We start from the raw sequence: 13,530 nt of genomic DNA, 5'->3' as shown, positions 1-13,530 counted from the left end.
TCGCTAATTTTCCATAAATATTCAGTACATTATATCGGATGACGTGGGGTTGTCATAGGAGAAGACCGTCCCGGTCACGGGTGACAGACGGGACAGCCTCTATATTGAATCCTTCAATTATTGATTCTTCTCAATGGCACGCTGGTAGATCTCAAGGTAATTACTCAGTCCGAGACCATCAAAGCCTTTGACATACGAATCCCATTCCTTATCAATGCTCTTGCTGCCAATAATGAACTGTGCCATATTCGTCTGTACATAATCCTTGATGGCCGTAGTCAGTTGTGCGGCTGATTCCGTATCCTCTGGACGAATAAATACGTTCGCAGGGTATACTTCTTTGGGTGCATAAGGTTCATACACATTGGTAGCTTGAGCCAGACGTGTACCATAACCCTCTGCTTCTAAAGGATTCTGTCCTTCCGCAAACAGATTACGGAACGTGTTGGACAAGTCATGTGCTCCGATCTGTGACCAACTCTCGTTCACAACAACGTTTGGATCACGCTCAGGCAGGTTGTAGTAGCTGTATTTGGCCGGCTCGCCATTGATGTTTTTCTCATCGGCATCTGCCTTCTTCCAGCCCTTGCCTTCAGTTGGTCCATACTCCGCGTACAGCGCACCTTCTTCACTGAACATGTAGTCTACGATCTTGATGGCGGCAATCTGCTGTGCTTCTGTCGCTTTGTTCGTGATGGCAAACTCAAACTCACCTACGCTCTGCGTGGCGCCTGTCGTCTGCACTCCATCTGGTCCTTTCAATGGAGGAACGATCTCCCAGTGCTGGTGACGGGTGATATCTTTGTCATAAGTATTCACGAGATAACTGACCAGCGCCGTTGTAATGGAACCGACCACTTCATCGCCTTCCTTGTTCCCCAGCTGTCCAATCGCCTGATCATTCTGTGTAAAGGAAGCCGGATCAATCAGGCCATCTGCATAGAGCTTGTTCATGTACTCCAGCCCTTTCTTCCAGCCTTCCTGATTGGCGGCAAAACTCACCTTGCCATCGTTCACGATCAGATATTTGTCGTTGTCATTGTATATAAAGCTATTCATCAGGTAGGCATCAATGTTGCCATTCCATACATACTTGTTCGGTGCGCCTGTAAGTGGAATCTCGTCCGCTTTCCCGTTACCGTTTGGATCTTGTGTCTTAAACGCCTTCAGAACGGTATACAGTTCATCAGTTGTGGTTGGCATTTTCAGAGCCAGATTATCGAGCCATTCCGTGTTGATCCAGTATTTCTGTGCATACGTACAGTGGTAACATTCATTGAAGATAGGCAGCGCATAGATGTTGCCGTCCGGTGCCGTAATGGCTTCTTTGAAGTATGGTTTCTCTTCCATAATCTTGGTCAGATTCGGACCATACTTCTGAATCAGATCTTGTAGCGGAAGGAACACGCCCTGTTTTCCATAGGTTTGAAGGTCTGAGGTGGTGAACTTGCCGTGAAGAAATACTTCCGGATAATCACCACTAGCCAGCAGCAATTGTCTGCGATCCTGCAAAGCGTCCGTTGGGGCCAGATCCCATTTTAGGGTAACGTCGAACTTGTCTTCGATAAATTGGGTAAATTCATTCTCTTCCATGGACGCTTTGCCTTGCGGAGCAAAGAGGGTCATGGTTACAGGACCGCCGCTCTCCCCGCTACCGTCGCTACTTCCACCCGATTCCTCGGATGAACTGCATGCGGACAACAAAGCCATCGAAGCAAAGACCAGAAACAACATCGAAATCCAAGATTTTCTCAATCTGACTCCTCCTTTTTGTTCATAACGGCAAATTATTGACTTGTACTGCACGTGTATAAAATCGACCCCGGAAGCCGGCGTGTTCCTTCCACCTCCTTTCAAGAGGCAACCGGGCTTAACTCACAAGGATTAACCTTTCAGGGAACCAACCATGACCCCTTTAACAAAATGTTTCTGTACAAATGGATACATGATCAGAATTGGAATGCTCGCGACAACAATCAGTGCATATTTCAACACCTGCTCGAACCCTTGGTCCCGCATCTGTTGGCTGGTATTGGCGAGCATCGCCGGATCAGCCGCGTTCAGGATAAGCAGATTGCGAAGCACGTATTGTAGAGGGAACAATTTCTCGGAACGCAGGTAGATCAATGCATCAAAGTACGCATTCCAGTGACCTACGGCATACATGAGTGTCATGACTGCCAGAATGGGCTTTGATAAGGGAAGAACTACGCTGATCAGATACCGGATATCCCGGCAACCATCCATTTCCGCGGCCTCCCCGAGTTCTTCCGGAATGGAAGATTGGAAGAAAGTTCTTGCCACGATTACCTGGAATACTGCGAGCGCCCCGGGCAGCCACATCGCCCAACGTGTATCGAGCAGGTGCAAATCCTTCATCAAGAGGTAGGTGGGAATCAGACCGCCATCAAAGAACATCGTGATCATCATGAAAATAATGATGGCCCCTCGTCCATAGAACGATTTTCGTGACAAAGGATACGCCAGCATGACGGTCAGCACCACGTTAATGAACGTGCCCACCACGGTGTAAATGATCGTGTTATAGAAACCGAGCATAAGCTGTTGGCTTTTGAAAATGGAGATGTACGCCTTGATGTTAAAGTCTACCGGGAACAGCCACACCTGACCGGATGTCACGGCTCGTGAAGAGCTGAACGAAGAACTGATGATATACAAAAGCGGATAAAACACTGTTAGCAGTATGGCGAACAGAAAGATATAGTTGAATGTCATGAAAATGCGGTCACCGAGCGGGTCCTTGATCCGGTTACGATTAATCAGGTTGAACATGGATAAACTCCTCCTTTACCACAAGCTGTTCTGGGATACTTTGCGCGATATGCCGTTGACGATAACCAGCAGGATCAGGTTGATAATGGAGTTGAAGAACCCAACTGCCGAGGAGAAGCTGAAATTCGCTCCGATCAGACCCACCTTGTACACATACGTGGAGATAACCTCCGAAGCGCTTGTGTTGAGTGGATTCTGCATCAGGTATATTTTCTCAAAGCCCACACCCATAATGCTGCCCAGACTCAGAATCAGCATGATAACGGTGACTGGAACGAGCGATGGGAGGTCGATGTGCCATATTTTCCGAAGCCTTGATGCGCCGTCCATCTTTGCTGCTTCATAGAGAGATGGATCAACACCAGCAAGAGCTGCGATATATATAATTGATGAATATCCCATGCCCTGCCACACACCTGACCAGACATATATCGATTTGAAGTATTCCGGAATGCCCATGAAGTTCGTCATCGGGAAGCCGAGCAGTGTGAACAGCTTGTCTACCACGCCCACATGCGGGGAGAGCATCAGAATGATAATGGATACCATAACAACCGTTGAGATAAAATGCGGAGCGTAAGTGACCATCTGCACGGTCTTCTTGAAGTAACCCGTTCGAATCTCATTCAGCGCCAGCGCCAGAAGGATCGGAATGGGGAAACCGGCAATTAAGGAATAAAAGCTGATGCCTATCGTGTTTTTGATTAACAGCCAGAAGTTTGGAGATTGGAAGAAGGCTTCAAAGTGTTTGAATCCGACCCACGGGCTTCCCCAGATTCCTTTGACCACACTGAAGTCCTTGAAGGCGATTTGGACACCTACCATAGGAATGTACTTGAAGATCAACAGATACAACACCGGGGGCAGCACGAGCAGGTAGAGCTCCCAGTGTTTCTTGAGGCTTTTGATGAATGGATGCTGCCGCTTGGGCTCTACATGTTTCCTCTGATGGAGTTCCATCTTGGCGGGTATGCTTTCCGTAGCTCGACTCATTTGCGTCACTCCTTCTACACCTCAAGTGTAATAATACATTACATTTACATCCCTTAAACATCCTTTTTTCTGTTCTTAGTTCCTTGTTCAACAAATATGATGTAAACATTCATATCAGGTAGCGCTTTCTTGATTTGATAGTACATCGCTCGATAAACTTTTATCAATTTGCAATTTTCTCCGACTTCTCTTTATTCCACAAACCCTTGTGTGACAAGCGATTGCGAGCCGTTTCTATTGGGCATCGTGTCCCTTATGTATGAATAAAAAAATCCCGGAGGTGGTTATATCTCCCCCGGAATTGACATGGCATTCTTACATGCAAGTTCAAAAAGTTAACGATTCAGCACCGAGAAGGCTGCGAGAACCTGAAAGAGGAGGAGCGGAGTGTAGGCAAACCTACATGAGCACCGGACTCCGAAGGTGAACGCAAGATTCGATGTCGAGTTCGCTTCGTGGTTTACTTCGTGATCAATTGGGGACTTTTTGAACAACCTCTATGCGCTTGTGACCAATCTGAACGTATGTGTGATGGGAGCTTCATTGGTTGTAGCGGATTGGGGCAGATCCACAAGAAGTCCGTCTTCTGTCTGCTGATACGAAAGTACGTCATCGCTACCGACGAGTTCGATCCGCTCTACCTTTTCCAGATAAGGAATGATTAACTGTGGTTGTACGGTCTCATTCTCGTTTCGGTATATACGGAAGGCATACACGGTGTTGATCTCTTCTTTCTGTGTGAAAGCCCAATCTTTCGTAAAATATGGCCCGCAGATCCGGGTTCCATAGACGCCTTCCCCATGAGTACCCAACCATTCACCGAGGCCCTTGATGCCTCGAATTGCCCCTTTTGGCAGACGCCCATCGGGTTGTGGACCTACATTCAGCGCCAGGTTACCGCCCTTGGACACAACTTCGAGTAGAATATGTGCCAGCTGTCTTCCCGTTTTATACTGATCATCGAATCCGAAGGCAAAGGAGTTCCCCACGGTAATACAGCTCTCCCATGGAATGTTCATCGGATGTTCCGGTATGGTCTGCTCGGGGGTAACGATATTCTCATACGCCCCACCCACGGTGCGATCTGCGGACAGGAGCCAAGGTTGTGTGGTCTTACGCGCCCGTTCCACGACTTCTCCAAGCCTGATATCCTGACCATGGCGACCTTCGCGCACCCATCCAGCATCCAGCCACAGACATTCGATTCGCCCGTAATTCGTCAGTAGCTCCATGATCTGCTCATGTGTGAACTCCACGAATTTCTCCCACAGCCACGGATACTTATGGGGATCATACGAGGGCCCGCGCCACATATGACGTCCACGCTCCATGCCCGGTGCCCAGTAATACGGGGTATGCCAGTCCGCTTTGGAGAAATACGCTGAGATGCCCAGTCCTTTGGCCCGAAATGCATCAAATAATGCTCGACAGATGTCCGCATACTTATGGGTATGAAAAGGCGTGTCCTTGCCCGTTATCCGGTAATCCGTCGTCTTGGTATCCCACATGCAGAAACCGTCATGGTGCTTGGTGGTGAACAGGAAATATTTGAACCCGTTATCTGCCGCCATTTGTGCCCATTCCTCAGGCTGGAAACGAATCGGATTGAAGGTTTTGTTCAGATCAAAATATTCCCGCTTGAAGTCTTCCATGTCATCCGTCCAGTCGATGTCATCGCGCGACCAATCGCCATCTTCGTCGCTCAGCGCCCAAGATTCCACGAGGCCAAGCTGGGAATACGGCCCCCAGTGCATCATCAACCCCAGCTTCTGATCCTTGAACCACTCCAACCGCTCATTCAGCAGCGGGTCCTCCGGTTTGATCCACTCGTCCTCTTTGCTAAAATTGTGCACGCCGGCTTCGACAAACTGCTCTTCCTGCTCCAGTACGGTTTCTTTGGCTTCGCTCATCCTGTTTCATCTCCTTTGGATTGGATAAAAGATAAACCATGCATGTTACGCCTGGTCACTCCGAGTGCAGTACCATCTTCCGATCGCTGTTATCCCCGGATTTCTTTTATTTCACTTTATAATTGTTGGAAATCCGGTGATAAAGGCGAGCGCTTCGCTTCTTCAGATTGGTTCTGCACTCTCCGTTTTGGCGTAAACGCTAGTTTAACTATTAAGGGGCGTAGTAACTTTGTTATTTCGAGTGCGGTGCCATCTTCAATCACTATGGAACCCCTTATTTCCCTTGTCTCTATAAGGGAAATCCAAGCTGCTGATCCTGGTGAATAAGTAGAATATTTCTTAAGGAACACAGGGCGTCTTATTTAACCTTATGATCCTCTTTTAAAATTGTAAGGAACATCAGACACGTTATTTCCCGAAATTAGCTGATAAAAACGCTGTAAACTGCTGCTTATTCTGATATTGGATGTGTCAGATTCCTTAGATTTCGACTAGCGCTCCGAATCCTTAAATAAGATGTCTGAGATTCGTTAGCATTCGCTCCCTACTCTGCTCCACCGGCGAGCGGGAAGGACGAATCCACACCCGCCCGGAGCGGAGCTTTTCATTGAAAAGGAGCGAAGTGCTCATAACTTTCAATGCACGGGAGTAGTAAAGTATCAACTTGAGCATCTCCGTATTGCAAGGCCCCAATTACAGCGTGATTTCGCGGCCCTGGCGTGCTGATTCGTAGATGGCACAGAGCATCTTCATTACCTCGACGCCGTCTTCGACGGGGCTAAGTGTTTCTTTGCGGCCCTGTGTACTATCGATAAAATGGTTGATTTCATTGCGGAACGATCCCATAAAGTCGAATGATTTGAAATCCACCTGTGGCGTCATGTTCAAAATGGTGTTGAATTTCTCGCTAATGATCGAAATTTCCGGCTCCAGCTCGGCACCGCCTTTATCGCCATATAGCTTTACCGAAGTCTCATCCGCTTTAGCATGGAGCGTGAAGCTGACATCCACGAGTAGGCTCGCACCGTTCTCGAAACGAATCAGTGCATTCGCCATGTCCTCAACGGTGTTCTGCCCCGCGTCATAGTCCGCTGCCTTGTAGAACGACAGATTGTTAATATTCGAGCGGTTTCCCAATCGATTGGACACGTTGGCGGAGACGGATTTCACCTTTGGTCTGCCCATGAGATACCAGCAAATGTCGATTACATGCACCCCGATATCGATCAGCGGACCACCACCAGAACGGTTGATATCCGAGAACCAGCCACCCGGATTGCCCAGACGACGAAGACTGGAGGCTTTGGCATAATAGATCTCGCCCAGCTCACCCTCGTCGATAAACTTCTTCAGAATTTGTGCATTGTCGCTATATCGGCGAACAAAACCGACTTGCAGCAGCTTTCCACTGCGATGAACCGCCTTCTCTACTTCGAGGGCATCCTCCACCGTTTGGCAGAGTGGTTTCTCACACAGCACGTTTTTGCCCGCGTCCAGAGCAGCAATACTAATCTCCGCATGGGAGTCGTTCCATGTACAGATGCTGACGGAATGGATCTCAGGCAGTGCGAGCAATTCTTTGTAATCGGTAAACACATGAGGTGCATTATATTGCTTCGCCACTTCTGTGGCACGTTCTGCATTCAGGTCGCAGATAGCGTATATTTCAACGTCCGGGTTACTGGCGTAGGCTTGCAAATGGCAATCGGATATGGATCCGGCACCGATAACGGCGACTTTCAATTTGGACATAGTGCTGACTCCTCCATAAATAAAATAATTGGCGTCCATTGGGTAGACGTTCCGGTTGCGAATCGTTCTTCCGATCGCTCTTATCCCCAGATTTCTTTAATCCCCTTTCTCAAAAGGGGAAATCCGGTGATAAAGGCGAGTTAATGCTTACGAAGTAGCTTTCTTGCAGAAAGCTTTTAGCTTCGTTTCTTCAGAATCGATTTCGCCCCCTCCACTACTTTTTCTGACTGAACTAACTTTCTGTTTGAGCCATACGTAACAAGTCATATTTCATTTAAAACAAGTACTCAGCTCTATGCCTCTTCCCATAGGCGGCGGACGTTATCCATGGCAATGCGTGAGGCGGTTTTGCAATCCTCCATGCCTTCAAATTCAACCGAGATATATCCGTCATACCCGGATTTTTTCAATACACGGAATACCTCAGGCATGTCGATATCGCCATGGCCCACAATGGCACCGCGCAGGTAATTGCCATGCGAGGTTTGGAACCAGCCTTCACCGGGGTTCCGGTAGGAAGGTCTCCAGTAGAAGTCTTTGGCATGCACGATCGACGCGTACGGAATGTTATTTTTCACGGCACTCACCGGGTCTTCGTCCACACAGAGGAAATTGCCGACATCCAGCGTGGTCTTAAAGTTACTCCGCGCCGTTTCGTGTAACAAACGCTGAATTCGCTCACTCGACTGCACATAGTACCCATGGTTCTCAACGCTTGTTGTGATTCCAAAATCCGCTGCATAATCGGCTATCCGCTGACAGGCTTTCACCAGTACCGTTAGGTCGATCTCGAACTGTGCTACAGTTCCCTCTGGTGCAGGGCGGAAAGCCACGTCATGACGCATCAGCTTCACGCCGAGCGCAGCAGCCACATCCACATGTCGCATCACATTCTGGATCTCTTGCTCCAACGCTTCGGCGTCCTCCTGAACAGCGAAGTTTGCGCCGATGGCGTAATTGGAAATGTCGATCCCGACCTCTTTTGCCACAGCTTTAATCTCATCAATCAACTCCGGATTATCGATCAGACTGAATCCCATCGGTACAATCTCCACATGTTCCCCGCCCTGATCGGCGATCCAACGAATGGCATCTGGTACGGTTAATTCTTTGCGATCCAATGCTTGTTGCAGACTGTAGGTGCTGAGTCCAACTTTCATTTTTCCTCATCCTCTCTTGTAGTCAATGTCCATACCCAACGTATACCTTTTTCCGGCGGACACGACAATTGCCATTAATCGTTTGACTCTACTATTTTCCTTTTTCTAGCCCAAATCCGGTGTATCCACAAACGTTACTGCCAGATCATCCGTCTGATGAAGCTCGAATACGATGATTTCATTCTCACCTTCACGAAGAAGCGGGGCTGGTACATATAACGTTTTTTGCGGTCCTTTATTCCAGTAGCGCCCCAGATTGAATCCGTTTACAAATACAACCCCCTTGGTCCAGCTATCCAGTCGCAGAAAAGTATCTCTTACATCCGTGATATTAAACTCTCCTCGATAAAATGCTGGTCCCTGTACTTCATTAATTGTTTCGCTAATCACATCACTAAATTGTAAACCCGACAGATCAGTTAATGGCAGACAATGAATCGTCCAATCATATAAAAATTGAAAGCCATGTCGCACACCTTCGGTGATGCCCTTCGGATCTCTCAGGTACGGACCATAGTTGATTCGCCCCATATTTTCAACAAGGATCAATAGATCTGCGCCCTCAGGCGGCACTGCAAAGGAAACCGATAATGCCGTATTCCCCCGTTCCAGCACGCCCTGAAATTGCCCATCAACAAACACAAGCGCACGGTCACGAACCTCCTGAACCACCAGTTCCTGTCGCTCCCTTGGCCCGGATATTCGGGTTTGATAACAAATAAAGCCATAATCCTGACCCAGCTTCTCCATCGGTTCCGGATTCGTGCGTTGTACCGGGACTGATATCCGGTCCATCTGCGCCAGTAATGACGCCTGTTGGGTCAACTCCACCCGCCCATAAGCGATGGTCCCCTTTGATTCTGGCAGCACAAGCTCACCCAGATCTTCGCCGCTATATTGAGCAATAAGGTCCCTCACCGCATGGAACTTCGCTGTCGGCTCCCCGGATTCACTGAGCAGTGAATCATAGTCGTAACTTGTAATTGTGGGTTCGTATTGATCCTTCTGCTGACAGTTCGCCCCGTTATAAAATCCAAAGTTCGTTCCACCGTGGAACATGTAAAAGTTAACCGAGGCTCCTGCTCGAAGCATCTCCTCAAACACACCAGCCACATCTGTGGCTTCTCGGGTGTGATGTGACTCACCCCAGTGATCGAACCAGCCGTTCCAATACTCCATGCACATCAAAGGTTCATCCGCCTGATATTCACGCAACTTGGCGAACGCTCCTTCCGTTCCTGATCCAAAATTAACTGTAGCCAGATGCCCCGGGACTGATCCCGCTTGCAGCATGTGGTCTGTCGGTCCGTCCGAGGTAAATAACAACACATCCATACCGCGCTCTACCATGCCATCACGTAAATAATGCAGGTAACTCGCGTCGTTCCCGAAGCTGCCGTACTCATTTTCAATCTGCATTGCAATGATCGGCCCGCCATGGGTGCTCAGAAGAGGTTTCAATTTGGGCAAAAGCACATCATAATAACGATCCACATTCTCCAGAAATTTTGCATCACTACACCGCAGACGAATTTCATCATCGGCAAGCAGCCAGGCAGGTAATCCGCCAAACTCCCACTCGGCACATATATAAGGACTCGGGCGAACAATCACATGCAGACCCACATCTCCCGCAATGCGAATAAAACGTTCCAAATCAGCCATGCCTTCAAACCAATACTGCCCCGGCTGCGGCTCATGAACATTCCACGGCACATACGCTTCCACCGTATTGAAACCGCAGGCTTTCAACTTGAGTAACCGATCCTCCCAATAGTCGGGGACCACTCTGAAATAATGGATTGCACCCGACAAAATCCGAATAGGCTCGCCATCATACATGAAATGTGAACCTTTATACGTCAGCACCGCCATGTTACAGCCCTCCCCGTTCACTTAGATATATGCCCAACCCAGACAACGTAGGGTACCATCTGGATTCATGAATGGTTAATCGCATCCTTCTCGATGTGACCTGTGGGAAACAGCAAATTCGCTTATACCCCACCACCGTCCCCGTGTAGAACGTTTCCCAACCACCATCTGCCGTCTGTAACTCCAGTGTAAAACGCTCAATCCGTTGACCTGTCTGGATATGTTCCATCAGCACCAACCGATCAAACGATCGTTCCTCCCGCAAATCCAGCTCAATCCAAGCCTGCTCTGTTCCTTCGTGAGGACACCAATACGTATCCCGGCGTTCCGTCAGCACTTCCGATACGGCATGTTGTTCATCCATCGTCTCCGATGCTTTTACCAGCGCCTGCAAGGCGAAATTTTCCTGAAAAATGGTACGCAGCGAATCTCCCAATTCCTGTAGTCGCTCCACATCCGTTTCGTGAATGAGACCACGCGTATCCGGTGGCAGATTGAGTAAAAAGGTGGCGTTGCCTCCCACTGCGCCGTAATAAACGGCGAGCAGTTCTTCCAGTGTTTTGACCTGATCATCTTCACTGGCATGATAGAACCATCCTGGGCGAATCGAGGTATTCACCTCGGCAGGGTACCAGATCAGTTGCCCACCTTGGGAACGAATGACCTCTCGGCTTCCCAAATCACTGTCCTGCGTATTGATCCTTGTGGCAAACTCACCATCATCCACCTGTTGTGATTGCTCCTGAATCTTCTCATTATCCTGCATATGCGCTGGCACAACGCTCCATTCCGATTCCCGTGTATGCCCCGCCTCATTGCCGCACCAGCGAACATCCGGGCCACATACTGAGATGACAGCCTCAGGCTGAAGTTCACGAATAAGCGCATAATAGGCGTCCCAGTCATAGACCTGCCTTTTGCCATTCGGACCCTCACCGCATGCACCATCGAACCATACACAGAAGATATCGCCATAATTCGTAAGCAGCTCGCGCAACTGTTGGAGGAAAAACTCGTTATACCTCTCGGAATCTCCATAAGTGGCTTCATGCCGATCCCAAGGAGACAGGTACACGCCAAACTTTAATCCACCCTCACGGCAGGCATCGACGACTTCCTGAACCAAATCCCCCGTACCATTCCTCCACGGACTAGCCGCGACCGTATGCGCTGTAAACTGACTGGGCCACAAACAAAATCCATCATGATGCTTACATGTCAGAATCAGCCCCTTCATCCCCGCAGCCTTGCATGCCTGCACCCATTGCGTTGCGTTCAGTTCAGAAGGATTGAAAATCGCCGGGTCTTCCTCCCCAGTGCCCCATTCCTGATCCGTAAATGTATTTACCGTAAAATGAATAAACGCGTAGAACTCCATCTCCTGCCATCTCAGCTGGCGTTCGGATGGGCTGACCTGTGCTGCGGACTTAATCCATTCGGCTGGTTGCAGTTCATAATTCATGGCGTATCACTCCTTTTATTTAGCGCATCCCCATATCATTGGACCACCCTTGCTTGGACCACTACTCAGTGCACTACTGTCCATGAATGGCTGTGATGCAAGCAATAACTGTTGCTTGGCTTCTTCAACCAAATGTGGATCAATGGGATAATTAAAGTTGCCTTTGTACCTCACGCCTGATCCCATATGGATTTCCGTGATACCCGTCTGCCTCACTAGCGTTTGAATTCCCTCTATGGTGACCCCCGACCCTGCCATGACAGCGATGTTCAAGGTTTGCCCCAATTGCTGAAGCTGTTTCAGTTCCAGTATGGCTTCAGGCGCTGTCTGTTTCCCTCCCGATGTAAGTACACGCTCTACGTTGCCCAATGTGTTAATGGCCTTGAGCGCCTCAGTCAAGCTTGTGCTCACATCAATTGCACGATGAAACGTAACGCCCAAACCCTGAGCTTCGGCCATACATAATTGCATGGGTAAAAGGTCCACTTCACCATCTCCGGTGAGGGCACCGATTACGATGCCAGCGGCTCCAAGTTCCCTCGCCACGCGTACATCCCGGGTCATGGCGTGGATGTCATCTGCGCTATAGCGGAACGAGCGGCTATGGGGACGGATCATGACATACACCGGAATGGATACCTGGGATACCACATGCTCCATGACGCCATAACTGGGGGTAAGTCCTCCTTCAGACATCGCAGACACCAGCTCAATCCGATCAGCCCCTCCCTCCTCAGCTGCCTTGGCATCTTCCACATCCACAGCAATGACTTCCAATACAGGCTGTCTCTTCATAAGGATCGCTCCCTTCACTTCATCGTTGAATATTCTAGAACCGTTAACCCGTATCGATACACATCTCTCGAACTGCACACAGCCTGATCCATGACATAAAGGACCGACTGAACGCTTCATCAGCGCTCCTGCGGTCCTTCTTCATCATTATTTGACGACGGTCAGCTTCCAGATTGCAATCTGCAAAGGCTGGCCGTCCTGAACGATATATGGTTTGTCGGTAATGATCTTCATGATTGGATTCTCCTTTGGGGACCGGAATGGGCTAGCAAATAGAGAGTGCAATGGACATCATATACTTTGTTTAATGATTTTGTTATTTTTGTTATTTATAATGTTATTATCAATTAGCAATAGTCTAAAACGTTAGGATCAGAACGTCAATACAAAAAAAGACACCCAGAGGGTGTCTTCGTGTCTTGGATAACCTTCTGGTTATCCGAGCTTTTTCTATTTTCTACGCCGAGCCTTCGTCATTCGATTAAACATAATCAGTGCAGCAATAATCATGGCTATCATGGCAATATTACTCGCCACTTCTTGTGATAATCCGAAAAGAACTCCCAGGTTAGTCACCAGGCCTCTCACAATCAGCGCCACCACAACCAGCAGGATTGGACTTAAAAAATTATAATTTCTCATTCCTCGCAACACCCCTGACCCCATTGTTCAGAACTACGAATCTCATAACACTATCATAACAGTAGCTATTCTGTGTTACAACAAAGGACACCCGCGTACAGTGTCCTTTGTCATATACCAACGTATTCTGCTTTGGATGACAGAACAA

At 48.6% G+C, this 13,530-nt stretch carries 10 protein-coding genes; all 10 read right to left on the bottom strand.

The genetic code is table 11. The features are described 5' to 3' along the window. Nucleotides 1-117: 117 nt before the first annotated feature. The 10 genes from C170_RS27140 to C170_RS27095 all read right to left on the bottom strand — a co-directional run bounded on the left by C170_RS27140 (nt 118) and on the right by C170_RS27095 (nt 13,382). Nucleotides 118-1,755 carry an ABC transporter substrate-binding protein gene (locus tag C170_RS27140; protein ID WP_051447422.1) on the bottom strand — a complete coding sequence of 546 codons (1,638 nt, stop codon included), beginning with the start codon at nt 1,753-1,755 and terminating at the stop codon, nt 118-120. A 129-nt stretch (nt 1,756-1,884) separates the two neighbouring features. Beyond that, nucleotides 1,885-2,793, bottom strand: coding sequence for a carbohydrate ABC transporter permease (locus tag C170_RS27135; protein WP_017691189.1), 909 nt, complete (start codon nt 2,791-2,793; stop codon nt 1,885-1,887). Between the two features lie 15 nt (nt 2,794-2,808). Then, nucleotides 2,809-3,786 carry an ABC transporter permease gene (locus C170_RS27130; protein ID WP_036616334.1) on the bottom strand — a complete coding sequence of 326 codons (978 nt, stop codon included), beginning with the start codon at nt 3,784-3,786 and terminating at the stop codon, nt 2,809-2,811. Nucleotides 3,787-4,283: 497 nt separating this feature from the next. After that, nucleotides 4,284-5,696 carry an alpha-L-fucosidase gene (locus C170_RS27125; protein WP_036616331.1) on the bottom strand — a complete coding sequence of 471 codons (1,413 nt, stop codon included), beginning with the start codon at nt 5,694-5,696 and terminating at the stop codon, nt 4,284-4,286. A gap of 693 nt (nt 5,697-6,389) precedes the next feature. Continuing rightward, on the bottom strand, nt 6,390-7,448 hold the full coding sequence (locus C170_RS27120) for a Gfo/Idh/MocA family protein (RefSeq protein WP_036616328.1): 1,059 nt from the start codon (nt 7,446-7,448) through the stop codon (nt 6,390-6,392). 293 nt (nt 7,449-7,741) lie between these two features. Continuing rightward, nucleotides 7,742-8,608 carry a sugar phosphate isomerase/epimerase family protein gene (locus C170_RS27115; protein ID WP_036616325.1) on the bottom strand — a complete coding sequence of 289 codons (867 nt, stop codon included), beginning with the start codon at nt 8,606-8,608 and terminating at the stop codon, nt 7,742-7,744. Between the two features lie 105 nt (nt 8,609-8,713). Next, the gene (locus C170_RS27110; protein ID WP_036616322.1) at nt 8,714-10,483 is read right to left on the bottom strand and encodes a glycoside hydrolase family 35 protein; all 1,770 of its coding nucleotides are present in this window, start codon (nt 10,481-10,483) and stop codon (nt 8,714-8,716) included. A 1-nt stretch (nt 10,484) separates the two neighbouring features. Beyond that, a complete protein-coding gene (locus C170_RS27105) occupies nt 10,485-11,945 on the bottom strand; it encodes an alpha-L-fucosidase (RefSeq protein WP_036616319.1) in 1,461 nt (486 codons plus the stop codon). 15 nt (nt 11,946-11,960) lie between these two features. After that, on the bottom strand, nt 11,961-12,740 hold the full coding sequence (locus tag C170_RS27100) for a copper homeostasis protein CutC (RefSeq protein ID WP_051447421.1): 780 nt from the start codon (nt 12,738-12,740) through the stop codon (nt 11,961-11,963). A gap of 450 nt (nt 12,741-13,190) precedes the next feature. Beyond that, nucleotides 13,191-13,382: a hypothetical protein gene (locus C170_RS27095; protein ID WP_017691199.1), complete on the bottom strand. Its 192-nt coding sequence runs from the start codon at nt 13,380-13,382 to the stop codon at nt 13,191-13,193. Nucleotides 13,383-13,530 lie beyond the last annotated feature (148 nt).

The sequence above is a fragment of the Paenibacillus sp. FSL H7-689 genome, from assembly GCF_000517905.1.
Lineage (GTDB): Bacteria > Bacillota > Bacilli > Paenibacillales > Paenibacillaceae > Paenibacillus > Paenibacillus amylolyticus.
The sequence above is the reverse complement of the archived record's forward strand: the minus strand, read 5'-3'. Positions and strand labels throughout refer to the sequence as shown.